Source organism: Streptomyces sp. NPDC050264 (assembly GCF_040655895.1).
In the GTDB taxonomy this organism is placed as follows: domain Bacteria; phylum Actinomycetota; class Actinomycetes; order Streptomycetales; family Streptomycetaceae; genus Streptomyces.
On record NZ_JBFAKV010000006.1, the window covers coordinates 290507 to 316663 of the forward strand.

The 26157-nt window shown below is 70.9% G+C and carries 22 protein-coding genes; 15 read left to right on the forward strand and 7 right to left on the reverse strand.

Translation table 11 applies throughout. The features are described 5' to 3' along the window. Nucleotides 1-15: 15 nt before the first annotated feature. Genes AB0J02_RS13275 through AB0J02_RS13285 form a run of 3 tightly spaced genes read left to right on the forward strand, consistent with a single transcriptional unit; the run spans nt 16 to nt 4317 of the window. Complete coding sequence (locus AB0J02_RS13275) at nt 16-900, forward strand: carbohydrate ABC transporter permease (protein ID WP_363193733.1); 885 nt, start codon at nt 16-18, stop codon at nt 898-900. A 44-nt stretch (nt 901-944) separates the two neighbouring features. After that, nucleotides 945-2642, forward strand: a complete 1698-nt coding sequence (locus AB0J02_RS13280; protein WP_363193734.1) for a glycosyl hydrolase family 28-related protein — start codon at nt 945-947, stop codon at nt 2640-2642. A 58-nt stretch (nt 2643-2700) separates the two neighbouring features. Beyond that, the gene (locus AB0J02_RS13285) at nt 2701-4317 is read left to right on the forward strand and encodes a glycoside hydrolase family 13 protein (RefSeq protein ID WP_363193735.1); all 1617 of its coding nucleotides are present in this window, start codon (nt 2701-2703) and stop codon (nt 4315-4317) included. A 12-nt stretch (nt 4318-4329) separates the two neighbouring features. Here AB0J02_RS13285 and AB0J02_RS13290 read toward each other — a convergent pair whose 3' ends face one another. Next, on the reverse strand, nt 4330-4707 hold the full coding sequence (locus tag AB0J02_RS13290) for a MerR family transcriptional regulator (RefSeq protein ID WP_363193736.1): 378 nt from the start codon (nt 4705-4707) through the stop codon (nt 4330-4332). A 114-nt stretch (nt 4708-4821) separates the two neighbouring features. Between AB0J02_RS13290 and AB0J02_RS13295 the strand changes: the two genes are divergently transcribed. The 3 genes from AB0J02_RS13295 (at nt 4822) to AB0J02_RS13305 (ending at nt 6928) form a co-directional block, all read left to right on the forward strand. Further along, the gene (locus tag AB0J02_RS13295; RefSeq protein WP_363193737.1) at nt 4822-5895 is read left to right on the forward strand and encodes an alkene reductase; all 1074 of its coding nucleotides are present in this window, start codon (nt 4822-4824) and stop codon (nt 5893-5895) included. Nucleotides 5896-5927: 32 nt separating this feature from the next. After that, complete coding sequence (locus AB0J02_RS13300; protein WP_363193738.1) at nt 5928-6347, forward strand: hypothetical protein; 420 nt, start codon at nt 5928-5930, stop codon at nt 6345-6347. A gap of 74 nt (nt 6348-6421) precedes the next feature. Continuing rightward, nucleotides 6422-6928 (forward strand): DUF5709 domain-containing protein, encoded by a 507-nt coding sequence (locus AB0J02_RS13305; RefSeq protein ID WP_363193739.1) that lies wholly within the window; start codon nt 6422-6424, stop codon nt 6926-6928. A gap of 15 nt (nt 6929-6943) precedes the next feature. On the opposite strand, the gene AB0J02_RS13310 is transcribed toward AB0J02_RS13305, so the two are convergent. Beyond that, nucleotides 6944-7114 (reverse strand): hypothetical protein, encoded by a 171-nt coding sequence (locus AB0J02_RS13310; RefSeq protein WP_363193740.1) that lies wholly within the window; start codon nt 7112-7114, stop codon nt 6944-6946. Between the two features lie 172 nt (nt 7115-7286). Between AB0J02_RS13310 and AB0J02_RS13315 the strand changes: the two genes are divergently transcribed. Then, nucleotides 7287-8081, forward strand: a complete 795-nt coding sequence (locus tag AB0J02_RS13315) for an SDR family oxidoreductase (RefSeq protein ID WP_363193741.1) — start codon at nt 7287-7289, stop codon at nt 8079-8081. 42 nt (nt 8082-8123) lie between these two features. Then, on the forward strand, nt 8124-8480 hold the full coding sequence (locus tag AB0J02_RS13320) for a YkvA family protein (protein WP_363193742.1): 357 nt from the start codon (nt 8124-8126) through the stop codon (nt 8478-8480). A gap of 22 nt (nt 8481-8502) precedes the next feature. Here the strand turns inward: AB0J02_RS13320 and AB0J02_RS13325 are convergent, their stop codons facing one another. Further along, entirely contained in the window at nt 8503-9945 is a 1443-nt protein-coding gene (locus AB0J02_RS13325; RefSeq protein WP_363193743.1) for a PucR family transcriptional regulator ligand-binding domain-containing protein, read from the reverse strand. 144 nt (nt 9946-10089) lie between these two features. Between AB0J02_RS13325 and AB0J02_RS13330 the strand changes: the two genes are divergently transcribed. Together AB0J02_RS13330 and AB0J02_RS13335 are read left to right on the forward strand one after the other, a co-directional pair. Next, the gene (locus AB0J02_RS13330; protein ID WP_363193744.1) at nt 10090-11556 is read left to right on the forward strand and encodes a sodium:solute symporter; all 1467 of its coding nucleotides are present in this window, start codon (nt 10090-10092) and stop codon (nt 11554-11556) included. Between the two features lie 51 nt (nt 11557-11607). Continuing rightward, complete coding sequence (locus AB0J02_RS13335) at nt 11608-13257, forward strand: thiamine pyrophosphate-binding protein (protein ID WP_363193745.1); 1650 nt, start codon at nt 11608-11610, stop codon at nt 13255-13257. Between the two features lie 2 nt (nt 13258-13259). Here AB0J02_RS13335 and kdgD read toward each other — a convergent pair whose 3' ends face one another. Both kdgD and AB0J02_RS13345 read right to left on the reverse strand, forming a co-directional pair. Continuing rightward, nucleotides 13260-14189, reverse strand: coding sequence for a 5-dehydro-4-deoxyglucarate dehydratase (gene kdgD, locus AB0J02_RS13340; RefSeq protein WP_363193746.1), 930 nt, complete (start codon nt 14187-14189; stop codon nt 13260-13262). 57 nt (nt 14190-14246) lie between these two features. Next, nucleotides 14247-15419: a mandelate racemase/muconate lactonizing enzyme family protein gene (locus tag AB0J02_RS13345; RefSeq protein ID WP_363193747.1), complete on the reverse strand. Its 1173-nt coding sequence runs from the start codon at nt 15417-15419 to the stop codon at nt 14247-14249. Between the two features lie 151 nt (nt 15420-15570). Here AB0J02_RS13345 and AB0J02_RS13350 point away from each other — a divergent pair, with 151 nt between their 5' ends. Continuing rightward, nucleotides 15571-16446 carry a LysR substrate-binding domain-containing protein gene (locus AB0J02_RS13350; protein WP_363193748.1) on the forward strand — a complete coding sequence of 292 codons (876 nt, stop codon included), beginning with the start codon at nt 15571-15573 and terminating at the stop codon, nt 16444-16446. A gap of 181 nt (nt 16447-16627) precedes the next feature. Then, complete coding sequence (locus AB0J02_RS13355) at nt 16628-18028, forward strand: MFS transporter (RefSeq protein WP_363193749.1); 1401 nt, start codon at nt 16628-16630, stop codon at nt 18026-18028. Nucleotides 18029-18091: 63 nt separating this feature from the next. Here the strand turns inward: AB0J02_RS13355 and AB0J02_RS13360 are convergent, their stop codons facing one another. Both AB0J02_RS13360 and AB0J02_RS13365 read right to left on the reverse strand, forming a co-directional pair. Then, the gene (locus AB0J02_RS13360) at nt 18092-19453 is read right to left on the reverse strand and encodes an MFS transporter (protein WP_363193750.1); all 1362 of its coding nucleotides are present in this window, start codon (nt 19451-19453) and stop codon (nt 18092-18094) included. A 185-nt stretch (nt 19454-19638) separates the two neighbouring features. Then, complete coding sequence (locus tag AB0J02_RS13365; protein ID WP_363193751.1) at nt 19639-20304, reverse strand: TetR/AcrR family transcriptional regulator; 666 nt, start codon at nt 20302-20304, stop codon at nt 19639-19641. A gap of 166 nt (nt 20305-20470) precedes the next feature. Between AB0J02_RS13365 and AB0J02_RS13370 the strand changes: the two genes are divergently transcribed. The 3 genes from AB0J02_RS13370 to AB0J02_RS13380 all read left to right on the forward strand — a co-directional run bounded on the left by AB0J02_RS13370 (nt 20471) and on the right by AB0J02_RS13380 (nt 26030). Then, a complete protein-coding gene (locus AB0J02_RS13370; protein WP_363193752.1) occupies nt 20471-21373 on the forward strand; it encodes a shikimate dehydrogenase in 903 nt (300 codons plus the stop codon). 54 nt (nt 21374-21427) lie between these two features. After that, nucleotides 21428-23239 (forward strand): TIM barrel protein, encoded by a 1812-nt coding sequence (locus tag AB0J02_RS13375; RefSeq protein WP_363193753.1) that lies wholly within the window; start codon nt 21428-21430, stop codon nt 23237-23239. Nucleotides 23240-23480: 241 nt separating this feature from the next. Then, on the forward strand, nt 23481-26030 hold the full coding sequence (locus AB0J02_RS13380) for a discoidin domain-containing protein (protein WP_363193754.1): 2550 nt from the start codon (nt 23481-23483) through the stop codon (nt 26028-26030). The last annotated feature ends 127 nt before the right edge of the window (nt 26031-26157 follow it).

Sequence of the window (26157 nt, forward strand, 5' to 3'; positions counted from 1 at the left end):
AAGGACTCCGCGACCATGCCCGCCTCCGCCGAGCGCACCCTCATCGCGCCCACCGAACTGGACCGCCGCACCGGCCGCGTCCTCTACCGCGTCGTCCTCGGCGCCACCGTCACCGGCTTCACGCTCGCCTTCGTCTTCCCGCTCTACTGGATGGCGTCCGGCGCCCTCAAATCGTCGACCGAACTGGCCGCTCCCACACCGACGTTGCTGCCCGGGAGCTGGCACCCCGAGTCGTACGGCCACGCCTGGACCAACGTCGGACTCGGCCAGTACTTCCTCAACACCCTGCTGCTGGCCCTCGGCGCCTGGCTGCTGCAGCTCGTCGTCGACGTGTCCGCCGCCTACGCCCTGTCCAAGCTCCGCCCGGCCCTGGGCAACGTCGTCCTCGGCATGATGCTCGCCACACTGATGCTGCCGGTGTCCGCCCTGCTCGTCCCCACCTATCTGACCGTCACGGACGTGCCCCTGCTGCACGTCAACCTCATCAACACGCCCTGGGCGATCTGGCTTCCGGCCTGCGCCAACGCGTTCAACATCTTCATCCTGAAGCGCTTCTTCGACCAGATCCCGGCCGAACTCCTCGACGCCGCCCGCATCGACGGCGCGGGCCCCGTCCGCGTGCTCGTCTCCGTCGTGCTGCCCCTGTCGCGGCCGGTGCTCGCCGTCGTGTCGATCTTCGCCGTGGTCGGCGTGTGGAAGGACTTCCTCTGGCCGCTGCTCGTCCTGCCGGACCCGGCCCGCCAGCCCGTCACCGTCGCCCTGAACCGGCTCGCGGAGTTCATGCCCGCCAACCAGCTCCTCGCCGGAATGGTCATGGCGTCCGTGCCCCTGCTCGCCCTCTTCCTGATCTTCCAACGCCACATCATCTCCGGCCTCACCGCCGGCAGCCTCAAGGGCTGAACCACAGTCCCCCCACGACTCACCCCCTCATGGAAGGAACCGCTGTGAGCCGCATCAAGCACCGGACCCCACGAACCGCTGCCACCGCACTGACCGGCGCACTCGCCCTGACCGCCGCCCTGACCGCGGGACACCCCGCGGTGGCCGCCCAAGCGCGCGGCGCCTCCCTCCCGTACACGACGTACGAAGCGGAGAACGGCACCACCGACGCCCCGGCCATCGGCCCCGACCGCACTTACCTCACGCCCGCCTCCGAGGCGTCGGGCCGCACGGCCGTCAAGCTCCAAGAGACCGGCTCCTACGTCGAGTTCAAGCTCACGCAGGCCGCCAACGCGCTCAACCTGCGCTACTCGATCCCCGACAGCGCCGACGGCCGGGGCCAGGACGCCACCCTCAGCGTCTACGCCGACGGCACCGCACTCACCGACCTTCACCTCACCTCGCGCCACAGCTGGGTGTACGGCCAGTACCCCTACACCAACAACCCGTCCGACGGCTCGGGACACCGCTTCTTCGACGAGACCAGAGCGCTGCTCGGCAGGACCCTGCCCGCCGGGACCGTCCTGCGGCTCCAGAAGGACGCCGCCGACACGGCCGCCTCGTACACCGTCGACCTGCTGGAGACCGAAGAGGCGCCCGCGGCGGCCACCATGCCGAGCGGCTACGTCTCCGCCACGGACCTCGGCGTCACGCCGGACGACGGCCAGGACGACACCGCCGCCCTCAACGACGCCCTCGCCCGCGCCAAGAACGACGGCGACGGGCTGTGGCTCCCGGCCGGCACCTACCACCTCTCCGACCATGTGAACCTGAGCGGCGTCGCCCTGCGCGGCGCGGGCGAGTGGCACACCGTGCTGCGCGGCACCGGCCTCAAGGGCGGCCTGTACGGGCAGGGCGGCACGAGCAGCGTCCAGGACCTCATGATCGACGGCGACAACACCGTCCGCGACGACGCCGGGGGACAGGCCGCGATCGAAGGGGACTTCGGCACCGGCTCCGTCATCAAGAACGTGTGGATCCAGCACACCAAGGTCGGCCTGTGGATCAACGCCCCGACCACCGGACTGCGCGCGAGCGACCTGCGCATCCGCGACACCTACGCCGACGGCGTCAACCTGCACGGCGCCGTCCGGGACACCGTCGTCTCCAACAGCAGCATCCGCGGCACCGGCGACGACGCCCTGGCCATGTGGTCCGACGGCGGGACAGCGACCGGCAACGCCTTCCGCGGCAACACGGTGCAACTGCCCCTGCTGGCGAACGGCGCGGCCGTCTACGGCGGCAGCGACAACAGCGTCGAGGACAACACGATCACCGACACCGTGACGTCGGCCGCCGGCATAGCCGTCAGCACGCGCTTCGGCGAACCCTTCAGCGGCACCACCACCGTAGCCCGCAACACCCTTGCGCGCACCGGGAGTTATGAGCCCAACTGGAATGCGAAGCTCGGCGCGCTGTGGGTCTACGCCGACACTTCCGACATCACCGCGCCCGTCGTCCTGACGGACAACGACGTCCTCGACTCCACCTACAGCGGTCTGCTCGTCTCCTACCAGAAGCGGGTCGCCGACCTCCGCGTCGACAACCTGCGCATCGAGAGGGCCGGGCACTACGGCATCGAGATCAACGCCGCCGGCGCGGGCACCTTCTCCGGCGCCACCGTCACCGGCGCCGCCACGGGCGGACTCGACCTCGCCGGCGGCTTCACCGCCACCCGCGGCGCCGGCAACTCCGGCTGGTAGACGGCGGCTTCAGCCGACAGCACCCACCGCGCCGTCGCACCTCACGAAAGCAGGAAGCATGAACCAGAGCAGCACCGGATGGTGGCGGCACGCCGCCATCTACCAGCTCTACCCGCGCAGCTTCGCCGACGGGAACGGTGACGGCACCGGTGACCTGGCCGGCGTGCGCTCCCGCCTCGACCACCTCCGGGACCTGGGCGTGGAGGCGATCTGGTTCAGCCCCTGGTATCTGACACCGATGGCCGACGCCGGGTACGACGTCACCGACTTCCGCGCGATCGACCCGCGTTTCGGCACCCTCGACGAGGCGGAGAAACTGATCGCCGAGGCGCACGAGCACGGAATCCGGGTCATCGTGGACGTCGTCCCCAACCACGTGTCGAACGAACACCGTTGGTTCCGTGAGGCGCTCGGCGCGGCGCCCGGCTCCGCCGAGCGCGAGCGGTTCTGGTTCCGTGACGGGCGTGGCGCCGACGGCGAACTCCCCCCGAACGGCTGGGAGTCCGTCTTCGGCGGCCCCGCCTGGACCCGGCTGCCCGACGGACAGTGGTACCTCCACCTGTTCGCCCCCGAACAGCCCGACCTCAACTGGCGCGACGCCGGTGTCCGCGCCGAGTACGAGGACGTGCTCCGCTTCTGGTTCGACCGCGGCGTCGACGGCATCCGGGTCGACTCCGCCGCGATGTGCAGCAAGGACCCCGAGCTGCCCGACTTCGACCAGCACGGCGCCCTCCCCGTCCCGCACCCCTACGTCGACCGCGACGAGAACCACGCCATCTACCGCGGCTGGCGCGCCGTCGCCGACTCCTACCCCGAGCCGCGCGCCCTCATCGGTGAGGTGTGGCTCGCCGACACCGACCGGTTCGCCGCGTATCTGCGCGCCGACGAACTGCACACCGCCTTCAACTTCGACTTCCTCGGCTGCGGTTGGGACGCCGATGCGCTGCGCGCCTGCGTCGACGCCACACTCGCCGCGCACGCCGCCGTCGGCGCCCCCAGCACCTGGGTCCTCTCCAACCACGACGTCACCCGGCACGTCACCCGCTACGGCCGCCCCGACACCAGCACCGCCGGCGGCATCCGCCAGTTCAACCCCGTCGTCGACGAGGAGCTCGGCCGCCGCCGGGCCCGCGCCGCCGCGCTGCTGACCACGGCCCTGCCCGGGGCGGTCTACATCTACCAGGGCGAGGAACTCGGCCTGCCCGAGGTCGAGGACATCCCCGCCGACCGCCGGGACGATCCCATCTACCACCGCACCGGCGGTGCCGACCCCGGCCGCGACGGCTGCCGCGTACCGCTGCCCTGGCACGGCACCGAGGAGCCCTACGGATTCTCGCCCGACGGCGCGGACCGCCCCTGGCTTCCGCAGCCATCCTCCTGGGCCGGGCTCAGCGTCGCCGCGCAGGACCGCGACCCGGACTCCACGCTGAACCTCTACCGTGCTGCCCTTGCCCTGCGCCGCGCCGAACCTGCTCTGGGAGACGGTGAGTTGAGTTGGAGGGACGCTCCCGACGGAGTCCTCGCCTTCACCCGCGGCGCCGGCTTCACCTGCCTGGTCAACCTTTCCGGCCGCCCGGTGGACCTGCCCCCGCACACCGCCGTCCTGCTGACCTCGCAACCACTGGCCGACGGGCAGGTGCCGCCCGACACGGGGGTGTGGCTGCGCACCCCCTGACGCCCGGGCGCCTCAGCTCGCCACGGCGGGCCGCAGCGTCGCGCGATGCGCCCGGGCCGTGCTCATCAGGCCGTCCAGTGCGTCCCGGGTCCGTACGAGATCGTCGAGGTGCTCCGAGAGCCGGTCGCGCTCCTGCGCCATCCGCACCAGGGCCGCGTCGGAATTGCGCTCGCTCGGCGCGTCCACGCAGGGCAGCAGCTCGGCGACGGTGCGGCTCGACAGGCCCCCCGCGTACAGGCGCTGGATCAGCCGCACCCGCTCGACCTCGTCGTCGGTGTAGTGCCGCTGCCCACTGGCGCTGCGGCTGCTGGTGAGCAGCCCCTGCTCCTCGTAGTACCGAAGCGACCGAACGCTGACGCCGGCCCGCGCCGCGAGCTCCCCGATCCGCACGACGACCTCCTGAGAACGAACTCCGCCACAACACTTGCCTCTGACGTCAATGTCAGGTTCTAGCGTAACTCCGTCGCCCGGACCAGGGCGACGGAACATACGAAGGAGCCCGACGTGACGACCTTGTTCAGCAGCTACCGGCTCGGCGACCTGGCCCTGCCCAACCGCACCGTGATGGCCCCGATGACCCGGGTCAGGGCCGGTGCCGGAGGACTCGCGACGCCCTCGATGGCGACGTACTACGCACAGCGCGCGACGGCCGGGCTCATCGTGTCCGAGGGCGTGCAGCCCAGCCTCGTCGGACAGTCCAACCCCGGCACACCCGGCCTGCACACCGACGAGCAGACCGCGTCGTGGCGGGCGGTCACCGACGCCGTGCACGTCAACGGCGGCCGGATCTTCGCCCAGATCATGCACGGCGGCCGGGTCTCGCACCGGGACACCACCGGCCTGCGGCCCGTCGGCCCCTCGGCCGTGCCCGCCGTCGGCGACGTCTTCACGCCGACCGGCCCCAAGCCCGCGCCCCTGCCGCGCGCCCTGGAGACCGCCGAGGTGCCCGAGCACGCCCAGGCGTACGCGGACGCGGCCCGCCGCGCGGTCGACGCAGGATTCGACGGGGTCGAACTGCACGGTGCCAACGGCTACTTGATCTCCCAGTTCCTCTCGTCCAACGCCAACCTGCGCACGGACGGCTACGGCGGCACGGTCGCCGGCCGGATCCGGTTCGCCGTGGAGGCCGCCACCGCCACCGTCGAGGCCGTCGGCGCCGCCAGGACCGGCATCCGGCTCTCCCCGGGCGGCGGCTTCTGGGGCGTCGAGGAGACCGATGTGCCCGAGCTCTACACCGGGCTGCTGACCGAACTCGCCCGCCTCGACCTCGCCTACGTGCATGTGGAAGCGACCGCAGAGGAGCCGGTGCTCACCGCCCTGCGCCGTACCTGGCCAGGCACGCTGATCATGAACCCGGTCCTCCCCATGGGCCCGAAGCAGACAGGACCGGCCGAGGCCGCGCACTGGCTCGGCCTGGGAGCGGACCTGATCAGCTTCGGCCGCGGCTTCATCGCCAACCCCGACCTGGTAGAACGCATGCGCACCGGCCTGCCCCTCGCTCCCGTGGACGAAGCCACGTACTACCAGGGCGGCGACTCGGGATATCTCACGTATCCGGCGTACCAGCACGCGGCCTGAGCTCTCGGGGGCACGCGTGAAAAGATCGCCCGATGGCGATCGAGTATGTGCGGTTCCAAGCAGCCGCGTCGGATGCAAGCGGTCACTTCAAGGGCGTGTTCGGGCTGGTGAACAACCTCGGCCGCGAGGGGCGGCTCAGCACCGAACAGGAGCGCTTCCGGCGGGAGAACAACTCTTGGTACGACGCCGCGTACACCGACCCGTCCACCGTCGACCCGTCGGTCTACGACCCCGCGGTCAATCCGGGTGCCACTGCCTGGTTCAAGCCGTCCGCCACCCACCTCGTCGAGCGGATGGACGGCTATCTGGAGATCCTCGACGCGCACGGCGTCCCGTGGGGAAAGGTGACCTCGACCGACCCCGGGCGCGTCGTCTACGAGGACGACGTGCAGATCGTGGTGGTGCCCCGCGAGAGCGTCCCCGCGGCATTTACAAGGGGCCGATATGCGTGACCTGGCGCAGGCTGGTTACGTGTCGGGGAGGGGGACGAACAGGCACGGGGGACGAGGAAACGAGGTGACGCGGGATGACCGACGGGAACGACGAGACGCTCATGGGCGACGAGGTGTACCAGCCGGGCGAACCGGAGGCGCGTGACGACGAGGGGGCCCTGGAGGCGGAGGACACCCTGAGCGACCGCGGTGTCGACCCGCACGACGAGGGGTGGTCGCCCCCCGAGCGCCCGCTCGGTGTCGAGCACACCGGCACCACCGCGGCGGAGCAGCGGGAGGGCGAGAGCCTCGACGAGCGGCTGGCCGAGGAGCGCGCGGATCCCGTGGTCGACGAGTACGAGGCGCTGGAGTCGGGGGAGGAGGACGGCGACGGCGTCGGCGACCTGCGCGACGGCGAGGGCGAACCGCTCGACGACGAGGTCGGCACCGCTCGCTCGGGCCGGCTCGTGGCGCCGGACGAGGGCGCCCATGAGGACGCCGAGAAGGACATGCTGGCCGAGGACATCGGCATCGACGGAGGTGCGGCGTCGGCCGAGGAGGCCGCCGTTCACGTCGTCGACGAGGACGGCCGGCCGGGCTGATGCCCGTCCGGGGCGTCAGTGTCCGTAGGCGGTGGCCGTCAGCATCAGCGCCACCGAGGTGAACGCCGTCAGGAGGGCGACGATCGGCGGGCCGATCGTGATGTCGTCCGTCGTGCACTGGCGGGCGGTGACGCCGATGCAGACCACGCTGACCGTTCCCAGGACCATCGCGACGATGATGAGCACGACGTCGATCTCCTCATGTCGAGTTCCGCCCCGAGCCGTCTACATCCTCGCGTGACGTGCGGTGCGCCGCACGCGGACACCGCACGGACGCATGACAGCGTCAGCGCTCGGAGAAGACGCTGACGAGACCCCGGCCGGACCCGACGAGCCTCTACGAGAATGGATACGGAACATGCGGATCGATCTGAAGGGGCGGACGGCGCTGGTCACCGGCTCCACCCAGGGCATCGGCGCGGCGATCGCCACGGGCCTGGCCCGGGCCGGTGCCCGTGTCGGGGTCAACGGGCGTTCGGCCGAGCGGGTGCAGGAGAGCATCGAGCGGCTGACGGCGCAGTCGCCCGGGGCGGACCTGGTGCCGGTCGTCGCGGACGTCGCCACCGAGGAGGGCGCGCGGCAGGTGGCCGAGGCGCTGCCCGAGACCGACATCCTGGTCAACAACCTCGGGATCTTCGGCTCGGCCGAACCGCTGGAGATCACCGATGACGAGTGGCGGCGCTACTTCGAGGTCAACGTCCTCGCGGGCGTCCGGCTCACCCGTCTGTTCCTGCCGGGGATGATGGAGCGCGGCTGGGGGCGGGTGCAGTTCATCGCGAGCGACTCGGCCGTCGTGGTGCCCGCGGAGATGATCCATTACGGCATGTCGAAGACGGCCCTGCTGTCCGTGAGCCGTGGCTTCGCCAAGCGGGCCGCGGGCACGGGCGTCACCGTGAACTCGGTGATCGCCGGACCCACCCACACCGGCGGGGTCGAGGACTTCGTGTACGAGCTCGTCGACCGGAACCTGCCGTGGGACGAGGCGCAGCGCGCCTTCATGCGGGAGCACCGGCCGCAGTCGCTGTTGCAGCGCCTGATCGAGCCGGAGGAGATCGCCAACATGGTCGTCTATCTCGGTTCCGACCAGGCTTCGGCGACCACGGGAGGTGCGGTACGGGTCGACGGTGGGTACGTGGACTCCATCCTGCCGTGAGCGCGGGCGACCGAACCGGTACCGGACAGGGGTGGGCGACTTATGGATGAAGGCACATGGTTCGTCCTGGCGGCGGTGGCGGCCGTCGTCATGCTGGTGGCCGCCGTGTACCTCCTGGTGCGCGTCTTCCAGGCACGCAAACTGCTCCTCGACTCGGGTATCCCGTTGCGGAGCAAGGCGTTGTTCTGGTTCGCCGTGGTCTACACGATCTCCCCGGTCGACCTGCTTCCCGACCCGATCTACCTGGACGACATCGGGGTCCTCCTCGTCGCGTTGAAGTCGCTGCACTCCGCGGCCCGCGCCGTCACGGCGTCGCGGGGCGGGTCCGGATCGACTCTTTCGGCCCCCGGTGACAAGCAGCTCGGTCCGGGTCGGTGGGGCGACCCCGGGCCGTCCTGACAGCTCGGCCCTGCTTGCCGGCTCACGGGATGGAACGCAGGGCGAACCACAGTTCCATGCGTACGTCCGGGTCGTCGAGATCGGCGTCCAACAGCGCCGCGCACTTGGTGACGCGCTGGCGCACGGTGTTGCGGTGCACGCCGAGCGCCGCCGCCGAACGGTCCCAACTGCCGTGCAGGGAAAGCCAGATGCGCAGCGTCTCCAGCAGGGCCGGCCTGTCGAGGAACGGCGTGAGGCTCAGGTCGGGGGACGCGGTGCGGTGGTGGACGAGCGGCGCGCGGGTCGCTCGGGCGCGGGCCAGGGCGCGGGACGCCTGGGCGTCGGCCGCCGCGAGGTCCCGCAGACCGACCGGAGCGCTGACCCCGGTCGCCCACCCCGGGTGTCCGGTGATCTCCTGGTCCGCGGGCAGCAGCGCCCGGACCCGCCCGCCGTCGACGTCGAGCAGCGGTGAGGGCACGGCAGGGGGCGCCGGCGCCCCGCCCGCCGAACCCGTTCCCGTCCACCGAAGCTGCGCGACCCGCCACTCCGCGCCGCCGAGCAGCTCTGCCACGTCCTCCGGGCGCGCGCCCAGCAGGAGCCGCACCAGCGCCGCCGACCGGGCGGCGTCCCCGGAGGCTCCCGCGATCTGATGCCGGCCGGTCAGCAGGGACAGCAGGACGACGGCGGTCCCGGCGACGGTGTGGTCCCCGCTGTCACGGGACGCCCCGGTCAGGCCGAGCGCATGGCCGCCCCCGCCGCTCAGCGCGTACGCCGACAGTCGCGTGCCGCCGACCGTGTCCGACGCGGACGCCGGGCGCGCTCCCGTCGACGGTCCGCGCACGACACAGGTCAGGGCGGTCAGCGCCCGCCCCACATCGCCCGCCGGCTCGTGCCCGGCCTGCCGGATCACTGCGCCGTCCGCGTCGACCAGCACCGCGAACCCGCCCGCGAACCGGGCGAGTTGACCCAGCACCGCCGCCACCGGATCGGGGCGCGCGGCCGCCGCGGCGAGACTCTGCTGCGCCTGCGTGATCCGGCGCAACTCCGCGTGCCTGACCTGCGCCATCAGACTCCACACGGCCCGCGCGATGCCGCTGAACGTGGTGCGCGGCGGCACTTCGAGAAGCGGCAGCCCGCGCCGCTCGCAGGCCTCCACCAGCGCGCGCGGCACCGAGTCGTGCACCGGCGCGAGCCCGAATCCGAGTGCCGCCCCGCCCGCCGCGACGACCCGCGCCACATAGTCGTCGAAGTACGGGCCCGTGCCCGCGGCCTCCGTGGCGTGCGCGCCCGCGCTCAGCAGCAACTCCCCGCCGAGCAGATACGGGTACGGGTCCGGCATCTCGGACGTGTGCACCCAGTGGATCACCACGTCCTCGGCCGGGCCGCCGCCGAGCAGCCGCAGCCCCAGATCCTCGCGGGCCAGCAGCGTGGCCAGGGGGACCGGAGGACTCGGCGGGACCCGGGGGACGGCTGCGACGTCGGGCATGGTGGACGTTTCCTCTGCTGACGGGCCTGTGAGTGGAGGAAACGTACACTTCAGCGCCGTTCCCCGGCCACCTAGGGTCGTGCTCCACACCCCCGCCCGACCCCGCCGAACCCCCCGCCGTTGTGCGTGAAGGAGGGCCGCCCCATGGCCGTCGACTACACCGTGATCGTCGTCTATCTCGCCGGCATGCTGGCGATGGGCTGGTGGGGCATGCGCCGCGCCAAATCCAAGTCCGAGTTCCTCGTCGCGGGCCGCCGGCTCGGCCCCGGCATGTACTCGGGCACCATGGCCGCGATCGTCCTCGGCGGTGCCTCCACCATCGGCGGCGTGGGCCTCGGCTACCAGTACGGACTGTCCGGCGCCTGGATGGTGTTCACCATCGGGCTCGGCCTCCTCGCCCTGTCGGTGTTCTTCTCGGCGCGGATCTCCCGCCTCAAGGTCTACACCGTCTCCGAGATGCTCGACCTGCGCTACGGCGGCCGCGCCGGCCTGATCTCCGGCGTCGTCATGTGGGCGTACACGCTGATGCTGGCGGTCACCTCCACCATCGCCTACGCCACGATCTTCGACGTCATCTTCGACATGAACCGCACCCTGGCGATCATCCTGGGCGGCTCCATCGTCGTCGCGTACTCGACGCTCGGCGGCATGTGGTCCATCACCCTCACCGACATGGTGCAGTTCGTCGTGAAGACCATCGGCGTGCTGCTCCTGCTGCTGCCCATCGCCGTCATCAAGGCCGGCGGGTTCGGCGAGATGAGGGCGAAGCTGCCCACGTCGTACTTCGACCCGCTGGGCATCGGCGGCGAGACGATCTTCACGTACGTCCTGATCTACACGTTCGGCATGCTCATCGGGCAGGACATCTGGCAGCGCGTGTTCACCGCGCGCAGCGACAAGGTCGCCCGCTACGGCGGCACCGTCGCGGGCACCTACTGTCTGGTGTACGCGATCGCCGGCGCCGTCATCGGGACGGCGGCCAAGGTGATGTACCCGAAACTGCCGTCCGCCGACTCGGCGTTCGCGACGATCGTCAAGGACGAACTGCCTGTAGGTGTACGAGGGTTGGTGCTCGCGGCCGCGCTCGCCGCGGTGATGTCGACGTCGTCCGGGGCGCTCATCGCCTGTGCCACCGTCGCCAACAACGACATCTGGTCGCGGCTGCGCGGCGCCGTCCGCGGCACCGGGAAAGAGGGCGACGAGGTCTCCGGCAACCGGGTGTTCATCCTCGTCATGGGGGTCGCCGTCATCGGCATCGCCATCGCCCTCAACGACGTCGTCGAGGCGCTGACCGTGGCCTACAACCTGCTCGTCGGCGGTCTCCTCGTACCGATCCTCGGTGGCTTGCTGTGGAAGCGCGGCACCGCGGCAGGCGCGCTGGCCGCCGTCGTCGTCGGCGGTACGGCGGTCATCGGCCTCATGGCCGGATACGGCATTCTCGCCAACGAGCCCGTCTATTACGGGCTGTTGGCCTCGCTCGTCGCCTACGTCGCCGTCTCCCTGGCGACCCGGCCCACCGATCCCGCGGTGCTCGCCCACTGGCGGGAGCGGCTCGCCGGGCGCGCGCAGACGCCGGACCCGGCGGCGGAAGCGGTCGCGGCGCAGCCATGAGCGGCGCCCGGCCCACGAAGTGAACAGGCACAGGAAAGAAGGCACTCGCGCATGACCAGCACCAGCACCAGCACGGCCATCTCACCCGCTCCGGCCGCCGGGCGGATCGGCGGCGACCTGGTGATCGAGACCCTGTCCGGCCTCGGCGCCACGACGGTGTTCGGCGTGCCGGGCCAGCACGCGCTGGGCCTCTTCGACGCGCTGCGCCGCTCCGACCTGCGTTATGTGGGGATGCGCGTGGAGAACAACGCGGGGTTCGCGGCGGACGCGTACGGCCGGATGACGAGGACGGCCGCCCCGCTGTTCCTGTCGACCGGGCCCGGCGCGCTGATGGCGCTGGCGGCGCTCCAGGAAGCGGCGGCCGCCAGCGCGCCCGTGCTGGCGATATCCAGCCAGGTGCCGCTGGCCGGTGTCGGCGGCGGGCGGCACGGCTACCTCCACGAACTCGGCGACCAGGAAGCCGTGTTCAGGGGTGTCGTGAAGTCCGTGCACCCGGTGCGGACCGCGTCCCAGATCCCGTCGGCGATCGCGGCGGCCTGGGAATCGGCCCTCACCGTGCCGTACGGCCCGGTATACGTGGAGATCCCGCAGGACGTGCTGCTCGCCCCCGCCGTGCTGCCGGTCGTGACGGCCATTGAGGCGAGGCCGCGCGAGCTGTCTGCCCGCCCCGAACTCATCACCGTCGCAGCAGAGTTGCTGACTCGGGCCGAGCGGCCGCTGATCGTCGCGGGCGGCGGTGTCGTCCGGGCGGACGCGGCGGAGGAACTGCTCGCGCTGGCGGAGAAGGTGAACGCCCCGGTGGTGTGCACGTTCGGCGGCAAGGGCGCCTTCCCGTGGGAGCACCCGCTCTCGCTCCAGTCCTGGCTGGAGGACCGGCACACGACCGCGTTCCTGGAGGACGCGGACGTCCTGCTGGTGGTGGGATCCGGGCTCGGTGAGCTGTCCTCGAATTACCACACCTTCGCGCCACGTGGCCGGGTCGTCCAAGTGGAGGCGGACGCAGGCAAGTTGGAGTCCAACCACCCCGCCCTCGGCATCCACGCCGACGCCCGGCTCACCCTGGAGGCACTGGTCGCGGCGGTCGACGAGCGGCCCGACGACGACGTGGCCGACCGTGTCGGCGCGATCCTGACCGCCGTACGGGAACGCATCGACAGTCAGGAACTCGACCTGGAGCAGCAGGTGTTGGCGTCGGTGCGCGCTGCACTCCCGCCTCGGGCCCCGTCCTTCTGGGACATGACGATCCTGGCGTACTGGGCCTGGTCGGCCTGGCCCGGCGCGCTGCACTCGGCGCAGGGCGCGGGCGGCCTCGGCTACGGTTTCCCCGCCGCGCTCGGCGCCGCCGTCGCCGACCCGACGACCCCCGTGCTCGCGGTCTCCGGCGACGGCGGCGCCCTGTACTCGATCGCCGAACTCGCCACCGCCAAGCAGCAGGCGCTCGACGTGACCTGGCTGATCGTCGACGACGGCGGCTACGGCATCCTGCGCGAGTACATGAACGGCACCTTCGGCGAGACCGAGGGCACCGAACTGACCCGGCCGGACTTCGTGGCCCTCGCCGAGTCGTTCGCAGTGCCCGCGGTGCGGTCGTCGCCCGAGAACCTGCGCGACGACCTGGCGGCGGCCCTCGCCGCCCCCGGGCCGAGCGTGGTCGTCCTCCCCGCGCTGCTGCGGATGTTCGCGCCGACGCACCTGGCCTGACGTCAGGCGCGGGCTGCGGGCACGCCCTCGATCAGCGCGGTCAGTTCGGCCAGTTCCGCCGCGGTGAGATCCGTCAGCGGCGGGCGGACCGGACCGGCACCGTGGCCGGTGGCGGTCATACCCGCCTTGACGATGCTGACCGCGTACCCGCCCTGCCGGTTGCGGATCTCGGTGTACGGCAGGACGAAGTCGCCGAGGAACTTGATGACGGTGTCGTGCCGCCGCTCCCGTACCGCCTGGTAGAAGTCGAGGGCGAACTCGGGCAGGAAGTTGAAGATGGCCGACGAGTAGGTGGTGACGCCGAGTTCGAGGTAGGGCAGGGCGAACGTCTCGGCGGTGGGCAGACCGCCGACATACGTGAGGCGTTCGCCGAGCCGCGTGTAGATACGTGTCATGGCGTCGATGTCACCGATGCCGTCCTTGTACCCGATGAGGTTCGGGCAGGAGTCGGCGAGCCGGGCGAGGGTGTCGGCGCTGTAGACGGCGTTGGCGCGGCCGTACACGATGACCCCGAGCTTCGTCGCGCGGCAGACCGCCTCGACGTGCCGGACGAGCCCCTCCTGCGAGGCCTCGGTGAGGTAGGGCGGGAAGAGCAGCAGTCCGTGGGCGCCCGCGCGTTCGGCGGCCTGTGCGTACTCGATCGCGGTACGGGTGCCGTACCCGGCCGGTGCCAGGATCGGTGTGCCCTCGGGAGCCGCCCGCACGGCGGCGCGCACCACCTGCTCGGTCTCGGCGGCGGTCAGCGAGAAGAACTCGCCGGTGCCGCCCGCGGCGAAGAGGCCGCCGACCTCGTATGTGGACAGCCGCTCGATGTTGGCGCGGTAGGCGTCCTCGGCGAAGGACAGGTCGTCGGCGTCGAAGTGCGTGACGGGAAAGGAGAGCAGGCCCGAGCCGATGCGCCGGCCGAGCTCTGACGGGGTGAAGGACGTCATGGGTGGAGTGCTCCGGAGAGGAAAGGGGATGACGGCGGGCGGGGACGCGGGGCCGGGTCAGGCGCGCTTGCCCACCTCGTGGGTGGCCTGGGTCCAGGCGCGGGCCTGGCCGGTGAGGGTGACGCCGAGACCGGGCCGCGCCGGGACGTGCATCCGGCCGTCGCTGATCGTCAGCCGCTCCTCGAACAGCGGCTCCAGCCAGTCGAAGTGCTCCACCCACGGCTCGATCGGGTAGGCGGCGGCCAGGTGGAGGTGGATCTCCATGGCGAAGTGCGGGGCCAGCTGCAGGTGGTGGTGCTCGGCCAGCGCCGCGAGCTTGAGGAACTGGGTGATGCCGCCGATGCGCGGGGCGTCGGGCTGGATGATGTCGGCGGCGTTCAGCCGGATGAGCTCGTAGTGCTCGGCGACGGACGCCAGCATCTCACCGGTGGCGATGGGCGTGTCCAGGGAGGCGGCGAGCGCCGCGTGGCCCTGGGCGTCGTACGCGTCGAGCGGCTCCTCGATCCAGACGAGGCCGAACTCCTCCATGGCGCGGCCCATCCGCTGGGCCGTCGGCCGGTCCCACTGCTGGTTCGCGTCGACCATCAGCGGCACGTCGTCGCCGATGTGTTCGCGCACGGCGGTGAGGCGGGCGAGGTCCCGCTTGCCGTCCGGGTGCCCCACCTTGATCTTGATGCCGCCGATGCCGTGGGCGAGCGACGCCGTGGCGTTGTCCAGGACCTGCTCGGTCGGGGTGTGCAGGAAGCCGCCGGAGGTGTTGTAACAGCGCACCGAGTCGCGGTGGGCGCCCAGGAGTTTGGCCAGCGGCAGACCGGCCCGCTTGGCCTTGAGGTCCCACAGGGCGATGTCGAGCGCGGCGATCGCCTGCGTCGCGACACCGCTGCGGCCCACGGACGCACCGGCCCACACCAGCTTGGTCCACAGCCGGCCGATGTCGCTGGGGTCCTCGCCGATCAGGTTGTCGGCTATCTCCCTGGCGTGGGCGAACTGAGCCGGTCCGCCGGCCCGCTTGGAGTAGCTGAAGCCGATCCCCGTCTGCCCCTGCGCGGTCTCGATCTCCACGAACAGGAAGGCGACCTCGGTCATCGGCTTCTGCCGGCCGGTCAGCACCTTGGCGTCACTGATCGGTGTGGCCAGCGGGAGGGCGACCGAGGAGAGCTTGATCCAGGCGATGGAGTCGAGGGTGGCCTCGCCTCGAAGACCGGCGACGGGGGTGGCTGGGTGCGTCATGGTCACCACTTCGTGTTCGTGGGGATGCGGTTCGTGGAGCTGTGCGGACGGCGGGGCGCGACAGCCCACCGTTGATGACCTTGACGCTAAGGTCGGCGATTGATCCACGTCAAACATAGTTTTTGGATGCGTTGATACCCGGAGGGCATCGTTGTTCACGCTCGCTCAACTCGTGAGTTTTGTGGCTGTCGCCGAAGAACTGCACTTCACACGGGCCGCCGAACGGCTGCGGATGACACAGCCGCCCCTGAGCCGCCAGATCCAGCTCCTGGAGCACGAGCTGGGGGTGCAACTCCTCGACCGCACCAACCGCACGGTCCGGCTCACCCCGGCGGGGCGGGCCTTCCTCAACGAGGCGCGCACCATCCTGCGCCAGACCGAGGCCGCCACGCTGGCCGCGAAACAGGTGTCCGCCGGTGAGGCCGGGGCCATCGCCGTCGGCTTCACCGCCGCCAGCGCCTACTCCTCGCTCGGCACCCTCCTCGACGTCGCCCGCTCCGTCATGCCCGGCACGGAGATCGTGCTGCGCGAGAAGGTGACCCGCGACCAGCTCGAGGCGATCGCCGACGGCTCCCTCGACCTCGGCATGATCCGCCCCTCCAGCACCGGGCCCGACCTCGTCACCCGACCCGCCATACGGGAGGGCCTGCTCGCGGCGGTGCCCGTCGGCCATCCCCTGGCCGGGGGCGAAGAGCCGTTGCGGATGCGGGACTTCGACGGGCAGGAGGTGCTCATGTACTCGCCGGTCGAGGCGCGGTACTTCCACGAACTGCTGGTCAGCGTCTTTCGTACGGCGCAGGTCACACCCCGGTTCACCCAGTACCTCAGCCAGGTGCACAGCCTGCTCGCCATGGTCAACGCGGGCTGGGGCATCGCCTTCGTGCCGGCGGCGGCCGCGCAGATGCGCTTCTCCGGCATCACGTTCCGGGCGCTGGAACTGCCCGACCCCACCCCGGTCGAGCTGCATCTGGTGTGGCGGAAGACCAACGACAATCCCGCACTGCACGCCCTGCTCCACCATTTGTGACGGCGGAGTGGAGGATTCCACCTCATCCGCCGGTCATGCCGGAAAGGTATCGCAGCCTACAAAAATCGATCTAGACGGGAATGGGCGCTGAACCTACGGTCAACTCCAGCCACAGGTCATGTGGCTCGGACCACACGCGGCAGAGCCGCCGCCCCTCCAGGTCTAGGAGAACGACCCCCTCATGACAGCGACAGCGCGCAACCGGCAGGACGCCCCGGTGACTTCAGCCGCCCCCACCAGAGCCGGCCGCCTCAGGTACGTCATCCTGGCCATGCTCTTCGTGGTCACGACGGTCAACTACGCCGACCGGTCCACCCTGTCCATCGCCGGCGACACCATGCAGCAGGATCTGGGCATCAGCTCCGGCGAACTGGGCCTGCTCTTCTCCGCGTTCTCGTGGTCGTACCTCATCGCGCAGATCCCCGGCGGCTGGCTGCTGGACCGGTTCGGCTCGAAGAAGGTCTACGGCGCGGCCATCTTCCTGTGGTCCGTGTTCACCATGGCCCAGGGCGCCATCGGCTTCTTCTCCGGCGCCGCGGTCGTGCTGCTCTTCATCCTGCGGTTCGTCGTCGGGTTCGCCGAGGCGCCCTCGTTCCCGGGCAACTCCCGGATCGTCGCCGCCTGGTTCCCCACGAAGGAGCGCGGCTTCGCGTCCGCGCTGTTCAACTCCGCCCAGTACTTCGCGACCGTCGCCTTCGCCCCGCTGATGGGCTGGCTCGTGACGGCCCTGGGCTGGGAGCACGTCTTCACCGTGATCGGCGGCGTCGGTGTCGTCCTGGCGGTGATCTGGACCCGGGTCATCCACCCGCCCCGCAGCCACCCGAGGATGACCGACGCCGAACTCGACCACATAGGCGCCGGCGGCGCGCTGATCGACATGGACAGCTCCGCGCCCACCGAGTCCCACGCCGGGCGGGACGGCGGTCTGCGGCACCTCAGGACACTGCTGACCAACCGCAACATGCTCGGCATCTTCATCGGCCAGTACTTCATCAACACCATCACGTGGTTCTTCCTGACCTGGTTCCCCGTGTACCTGGTGCAGGAGCGCGGCATGAGCATCCTCGAAGCCGGATTCGTGGCCTCGCTGCCCGCCCTGTGCGGCTTCACCGGCGGCGTGCTCGGCGGCTACCTCTCCGACCTGCTCGCCCGGCGCGGCGTCAGCCTCACCGTGGCCCGGAAGATCCCCGTCATCACGGGTCTGCTGCTGTCCACCACCATCATGATCTGCAACTACGTGACGGCGTCCTGGCTCGTCGTCCTCATCATGTCGGTCGCCTTCTTCGGCAAGGGACTCGGCGCCCTCGGCTGGGCTGTGATCGGCGATGTCGCGCCGAAGCAGATCGCGGGCCTCGCGGGCGGCGTCTTCAACGCGTTCGGAGCCGTCGCCGGCATCGTCACGCCCCTGGTCGTCGGCTACCTCATCGACGCCACCGGCTCCTTCGACCTCGCCCTCGCGTTCGTCAGCGTGTGCGCGGCCCTCGCCGTCCTCAGCTACGCCGTCATAGTCAAGGACATCAGGCGCCTCGACCTCGACGAACTCGTGCCCACCGACGCCCCGCGCAGCAGCCAGACCGTCTGAGAAGTACGTGGCCACCGCGGGGGCGGGCCGTGTCGCACGGTCCGCCCCCGCGGTGGCCGCTCCTCAGACCCCTACCGGCCGCGCGGCCTCGGCCCCGGCGGCGCCCTGCCCCCGCTCGCCGAGCAGTTCGGTCGGCACCTTGTGGGTTTCGCGCGCCGTGACACCGGCGATCACGGGAGGCACGCACAGCGCCGCCGTGAACAGCGCCACCGCGAACCAGTCGGCACCGTCCGGCCCCGCGATCTGCGCCGCGAACGTCACCGCGAACCCGGCCACGGCGAAACCGATCTGCGTGCCGATCGCCATGCCGGACAGACGTACCCGCGTCGGGAACATCTCGCCGTAGAACGAGGGCCACACCGCGTTCGCCGCGCTGTAGACGACGCCGAAGGCGAGAATGCCGAACACGAACGTCAGCGGGTACGAGCCCGTCGAGACGGCCCAGAGATAGCCGAACATCAGCAGCGCGCTGCCCGCGGCGCCGGTCAGGTAGACGGGACGGCGCCCGATGCGGTCGGCGAGGCGGGCCCAGAGCGGGATCGCGCCGAGCGCCACGAGGTTGGCGAGCGCCCCGACCCACAGCATGGCCGAACGGTCCATGCCGACCGCGTCGCTCGTCGCGTACGACAGTGCCCACACGGTGAAGATGGTGCTGACCGAGGCGACGAGCGCGCCCCCGATCACCCGCAGCACGTCCGCCCAGTGGTCGCGCAGCAGCACCACGAGCGGCAGCCGTGCGACCCCGTCCGAAGCCGCGGACTGGCGGGAGAACTCCGGGGTCTCGTGCAGCGTGCGGCGGATGACGTACCCGACGACGGCGACCACGACGCTCAGCCAGAACGGCACCCGCCAGCCCCACGACAGGAGTTGGTCCTCCGGCAGCGCCGCGATGGGCAGGAAGACCAGGGTGGCCAGGAGCTGTCCGGCCTGCGTGCCGCTGAGCGTGAAACTCGTGAAGTAGGCGCGGCGGTGCGCCGGGGCGTGCTCCAGCGTCATCGATCCGGCGCTGGCCTGTTCGCCTGCGGCCGAGATGCCCTGCAGCACCCGGCACAGCACGAGCAGCACGGGGGCGAGCGAGCCGACCTGGCCGCGTGTGGGCAGACAGCCGATGAGGAACGTCGAGAGGCCCATCAGGATCAGCGTGAACACCATGATCTTGCGGCGGCCGAGCCGGTCGCCGACATGGCCGAGGAAGAACGCGCCGACCGGCCGGGCGGCGTAGGCGACACCGAACGTGGCGAGCGAGAGCAGCGTCGCGTTCGCCGGGTCCGACTCGTCGAAGAACACCTTGGGGAAGACCAGAGCGGCGGCACTTCCGTAGATGAAGAAGTCGTAGTACTCCAGGGCGCTGCCGATCCATGCGGCGAGCGCGGCCTTGCGCGGCTGGCCCTGCGGGGCGCGGGGCGGTGCGGCGGGGACGGACACACGGGCTCCTTCGGGGGACGGGAAGGGGAGAGGTGCCGGGGCCCGGTGGGGTGAGCGGGTCGGCGGAGCCGGAAGGAAGCGCGTCCGGCTAATTAACCCACTGGATAGTTAGTAGCGGGTGGCTACGGATGTTGCGCCGGTGTTTCCCGCCTGTCAAGAGGTCGCGTCGAGGTGATGTGCCCCTGCTAGTCCGCCGGGCGCTCCGCCGTCAGATACGCGATGACCATGTCGCCGAGCATGGTGCGGTAGTGCTCGCGCCGGTCCTGCGCCGTCAGGTCGCGGCCGAACAGGGCGCCGAACGTGTGCCGGTTGGAGACCCGGAAGAAGCTGAACGAGCTGATCATCGCGTGCAGGTCCACGGCGTCCACGTCCGCCGTGAACAGGCCCTCGGCCCGGCCCGCCTCCAGGATCCGCCGGATCACGTCGATGGCGGGCGAGTTGAGGGAGCTGAGCGTCTCGGAGGCGGTGATGTGCTCGGCGTCGTGGATGTTCTCGATGCTCACGAGCCGTATGAAGTCCGGGTGGGCCTCGTGGTGGTCGAAGGTCAGCTCGGCGAGCCGCCGGATCGCCGCGACCGGGTCGAGGTGCTCGACGTCGAGGTCCCCCTCCGCCTGCCGGATCACCGCGTACGACCGCTCCAGGACGGCCGTGAACAGCTGCTCCTTGCCGCCGAAGTAGTAATAGATCATCCGCTTCGTGGTGCGGGTGCGGGCGGCGATCTCGTCGACGCGCGCCCCGGTGTACCCGGCGCGGGCGAACTCCTCGGTGGCGACCTTGAGGATCTCGGCCTTCGTCCGCGCGGCGTCGCGGGTACGGCCCTCGCGTCGCGCCGGTTCTTCGACAGTGGTCATCAGGATCCTTCGGGCGGACGGTCGGCGGGCCTGTGCAGGTGATTGTAGAAGCAGGGGCCGCCGTGGCTCCTGGCGTGGCCCTTCCCCTCGGGGTGCTTCACTTGATATGAGTAACGAACCAGTTCGTACATTAGCGCCGGGCCCCGCCCCGGCCAGGAGGTCACACGTGCCCCAGGACTCGTATCTCGTCGGTCTGATCGGAGCCGGGATCGGCCCCTCGCTCACGCCTGCCCTGCACGAGCGCGAGGCCGACCGGCAGGGGCTGCGCTACCTCTACCGCCTCCTCGACATCGACACCCTCGGTCTGCGGCCCGAAAGCGTGGGGGAGCTGCTGCGCGCCGCCCGCGACCTCGGCTTCGACGGCCTGAACATCACCCACCCGTGCAAGCAGCTCGTCATCGAGCACCTCGACGCCCTGTCACCGGCGGCCGAGGCCCTCGGCGCCGTCAACACCGTGGTGATCGCGGACGGCCGCGCCACCGGCCACAACACCGACGTCACCGGCTTCGCCGCCTCCTTCGCGCGCGGTCTGCCCGACGCCCGCATGGACCACGTGGTGCAGCTGGGCGCCGGGGGAGCGGGCGCCGCCGTCGCACACGCCGTGCTCACCCTCGGCGCGGGCCGGATCACCCTCGTCGACGCGGCGCCCGAGCGGGCCGCCGCGCTGGCCGCCTCCCTCGAAGCGCACTTCGGCGCCGGGCGCGCGCAAGCCGCGGCGCCGGACGCGCTCGGCACGCTGCTCGCCGGCGCCGACGGGATCGTGCACGCCACCCCGACCGGTATGGCCGCGCACCCCGGGCTGCCGTTCCCCGCCGAGATGTTGCACTCCGGGCTTTGGGTCGCCGAGGTCGTGTACCGGCCGCTGGAGACGGAGCTCGTGCGTACCGCCCGCGCGCTCGGCTGCGCGGTGCTCGACGGCGGCGGAATGGCCGTCTTCCAGGCCGTCGACGCGTTCCGGCTCTTCACGGGACGCGAGCCGGACGCCGGGCACATGCTCGAACACTTCGCCCAACTCACCGTGCCAGGAACCGAGTTGAGGTCTTCGGGAGCGGCCGCGAGCTCCGGCTGACCGCACCCGTCCCCTGAAGGCCAGTCGAGCCCCCTCACCCCGCAGGAGTCCGCCGTGCGTACCTCCATCGCCACCGTCTCGCTCAGCGGGTCGCTCACCGAGAAGCTCACCGCCGCCGCCCGGGCCGGGTTCGACGGCGTCGAGATCTTCGAGAACGACCTGCTCGCCAGCCCCCTCGCCCCCGAGGAGATCCGCGGCCTCTGCGCCGACCTCGGCCTCGGCATCGACCTGTACCAGCCGGTGCGTGACATCGAGGCCGTGCCCGCCGACGTGTTCGCCCGCAACCTGCGCCGCGCCGAGCACAAGTTCCGGGTGGCACAGCGCCTGGGCGCCGACACCGTCCTCGTCTGCTCCAGCGTCTCCCCGCAAGCAGTCGACGACGATGTCCTCGCCGCGCGCCAATTGCGTCAACTGGCTGAGCGCGCGGCCGACTTCGGGGTCCGCATCGCCTACGAGGCACTCGCCTGGGGGCGCCACGTCAACACGTACGACCACGCCTGGCGCATCGTCGAGGCCGCCGACCACCCCGCACTCGGCACCTGCCTGGACAGCTTCCACATCCTCTCCCGCGGCCACGAACCCAAGGACTTCGAGGGCATCGCGGACATCCCCGGCGAGAAGATCTTCTTCCTCCAGCTCGCCGACGCGCCGCTCCTCGCGATGGACGTCCTGCAGTGGAGCCGCCATTACCGCTGCTTCCCCGGCCAGGGCGACCTCGATGTCGCGGGACTGCTGCGGCAGGTGCTGCGTGCGGGCTACGCGGGGCCGCTGTCCCTGGAGGTGTTCAACGACGTGTTCCGCCAGGCCGAGGCCGGCCCCACCGCCGTCGACGCCCTGCGCTCCCTGCTCGTCGTCCAAGAGGCGGTAGGTGAAGAGGCGGTCGGCGAGGGCGGTTTGCCGCCCGCCGTCGTGCCCACCGGGTTCGCGTTCGCCGAGCTCGTCACACCTGACGTCGAACCAGCCACGGCTCTGCTGGCCGCCCTCGGCTTCACCCGCACCGGCCGCCACCGTGGCAAACCCGTCGACCTGTGGGAGCAGGGTACGGCCCGCGTGCTGCTCAACACCGGGCCCGGGGCCCGCCGCGACGGCACCGTCCTCGCCGCCGTCGGCCTGGAGACCCCCGACCCGGTGGCCGCCGCCCGCCGCGCCGAGGCCCTGCTCGCCCCCGTCCTGCCGCGCCGCCGCTCCACCGGCGACGTCCTGCTCGACGCCGTCGCCGCCCCCGACGGCACCGAACTCTTCTTCTGCGCCACCGAGCGGCCTCAACTGCCCAGCTGGACAACCGACTTCGCGCCCACCGGTGAGCAGCCGGGCGACGGCGCCGGTATCCGCGGCATCGACCACCTCGCGCTGGCCCAGCCCTGGCACCAGTTCGACGAAGCGGCTCTGTTCCACCGGGGCGTCCTCGGCCTCGACGCCCAGCCGAGCGTCGACCTCGCCGACCCCTACGGACTGCTCCGCAGCCGCGCGTTCACCAGCGCCGACGGCGCCGTCCGCATCGCCCTCGGCGTCGGCCCCGCCCCCGGCGACGAGCACGCCCGCGCCCAGCACATCGCCCTCGCCGCCGACGACGTCGTCGCGGCCGCCCGCGCCTTCCGCGCGGCCGGCGGACACCTGCTGCCCATGCCGGCCAATTACTACGACGACCTCGCCGCCCGCTTCGACTTCGCCCCGGGCGAGCTGGAGACGTACCGGGAACTCGACATCCTCTACGACCGCGACAGCCACGGCGCCTTCCGGCACTGCTACACGCACACCCTGGGCCGGGTCTTCTTCGAACTGACCCAGCGCGACACGGGCTATCGCGGGTACGGCGCGCAGAACGCACCCGTGCGGCTCGCGGCGCAGCACGTCTCCAATTCTTGAAACGGCGTGAGGCGGGACGCGGGCCGGGTCCGGCAGTGTCGGCGCAGGTCGGCCCACCTGTGCGGTGAAGCCAACGGGGCCGCTGGGTTCGGGAGTCGAAAATAGGGTGCTACCGAGGGGTTGCCGAACGATTGCCCTCTGCCTTAAATCAAACCCTGAACTAAGGCGTTGGCAAAGCAAGTTCGTTCGGTGACGGCTGCCGCGGGCAGCCGTCCTTCCTCAACCGCACGGAGTGAGACGCATGAGACTCAGACTCAGATCCTTGGGGATAGCGCTCGTCACGGCGGCGGCGCTCGTGACCATCCCCGCCCAGCTCCCCGCAGCGGCCGCCGACGCGCCGCTCTCGCAAGGCAAGACCGCCACCTCCTCCTCCACCGAGAACGGCGGGACCCCCGCCTCCGCCGCCGTCGACGGCGACCTCGGCACCCGCTGGTCGTCCGCCGCCACCGACAGCCAGTGGCTCCAGGTCGACCTGGGACAGTCCGCGACCCTCACCCAGGTCGTCCTCAACTGGGAAGCCGCGTACGCCAAGGACTACAAGCTCCAGGCCTCCGCCGACGGGTCCACCTGGACCGACCTCAAGACGGTCACCGGCGGCGACGGCGGCACCGACACCCTGGACGTGTCGGGCCAGGGACGCTACGTCCGCATGTACGGCGTCTCCCGCGCCACGCCGTACGGCTACTCGCTCTGGGAGTTCCAGGTCTTCGGCAACGCCGGGACCCCGCCGGTCGGCACCTGCTCCACCGGCAACGCGGCCAAGGGCCGTACCGCCACCGCCTCCTCCACGGAGAACGGCGGGACCCCCGCGTCCGCCGCGTTCGACGGCGACACCGCCACCCGCTGGTCCAGCCAGGCCTCGGACCCGCAGTGGGTCCGGGTGGACCTCGGCTCGACACAGAACATCTGCAAGGTCGACCTCAGCTGGGAAGCCGCGTACGCCAAGGAGTTCAAGCTCCAGGCCTCCGCCGACGGAACCACCTGGACCGACCTCAGGACGGTCACCGGTGCCACCGGCGGCACCGCCTCCTACGACGTGAGCGGCGCAGGGCGCTACCTGCGCGTCTACGGGACCGCCCGCGCCACCGGCTACGGCTACTCCCTGTGGGAGGTCGCCGTGCACACGACCGACGGCGGGACCACGCCACCCGTCGAGGGCGGCGGCGACCTGGGGCCGAACGTCATCGTCGTGGACCCGAACACACCGGGGCTGCAAAGCAAGTTCGACCAGGTCTTCGCCCAGCAGGAGTCGAACCAGTTCGGCTCGCAGCGCTACCAGTTCCTGCTCAAGCCGGGCACGTACAACGGCATCAACGCGCAACTCGGCTTCTACACCTCGATCTCCGGTCTCGGCCTCAACCCCGACGACACCAAGATCAACGGTGATGTCACCGTCGACGCCGGCTGGTTCAACGGCAACGCCACCCAGAACTTCTGGCGCTCCGCGGAGAACCTCGCCCTCAACCCGGTCAACGGCACCGACCGCTGGGCCGTCGCCCAGGCCGCCCCGTTCCGGCGCATGCACGTCACCGGCGGCCTCAACCTCGCCCCGAACGGGTACGGCTGGGCCTCGGGCGGCTACATCGCCGACTCGAAGATCGACGGCACGGTCGGCCCCTACTCGCAGCAGCAGTGGTACACCCGCGACAGTTCGGTCGGCGGCTGGACCAACGGCGTGTGGAACATGACGTTCTCCGGTGTCCAGGGAGCCCCTGCGACGAACTTCGACACGGGCCCGTACACCACCCTCGACACCACACCCGTCTCCCGTGAGAAGCCGTTCCTCTACCTCGACGGCAACGACTACAAGGTGTTCGTCCCGGCCAAGCGGACCAACGCGCGCGGCGTGTCCTGGCCCGCCAACGCGGGCACCTCGCTCCCGCTGAACCAGTTCTACGTCGTCAAGCCCGGCGCGACCGCCGCCACCATCAACCAGGCGCTCTCCCAGGGCCTGAACCTCCTGTTCACGCCCGGCGTCTACCACCTCGACCAGACCATCAACGTCAACCGTGCCAACACCGTGGTGCTCGGCCTCGGCCTCGCCACGATCGTCCCCGACAACGGCATCGACGCCATGCACGTCGCCGACGTCGACGGGGTGCGGCTCGCCGGCTTCCTCATCGACGCCGGCGCCAAGAAGTCCGACACCCTCCTGCAGATCGGCCCTGCCGGGTCGAGCGCCGACCACGCCGCGAACCCGACCACCATGCAGGACGTGTTCGTCCGGATCGGGGGAGCGGGCCCCGGCCTCGCCACCAACTCGGTCGTGGTCAACAGCGACGACGCCATCGTCGACCACACCTGGATCTGGCGGGCCGACCACGGATCGGGCGTCGGCTGGGAGACCAACCGCGCCGACTACGGACTCGTCGTGAACGGCGACGACGTCCTCACCACGGGACTGTTCGTCGAACACTTCAACAAGTACGACGTGCTCTGGAACGGCGAACGCGGCCGCACCCTGTTCTTCCAGAACGAGAAGGCCTACGACGTCCCGAACGCCGCGGCGATCACCCACGACGGGATCGTCGGGTACGCCGCCTACAAGGTCGCCGACAGCGTCACCACGCATGAGGCCTGGGGACTCGGCAGCTACTGCAACTTCACCAGCGACCCCTCCATCGTCCAGCAGCACGGATTCCAGGTTCCGGTGAAACCGGGCATCAAGCTGCACAGCATCCAGGTCATCTCCCTGGGCGGAAAGGGGCAGTACGCCCACGTCGTGAACAACACCGGTGCCCCGACCTCGGGGACCGACACGGTGCCGTCCAAGATCACTTCATTCCCGTAACCCAGCCGTTCGCCGGGCGCTCACAGCGGCGCCCGGCGTCACGGCTCGCCGCGCGAACGGGCCCGGACCGTAGGGCGGTCCGCGACGAGATCGCGGCAATCTCATCAAGCATCAAGAAAACACGCAT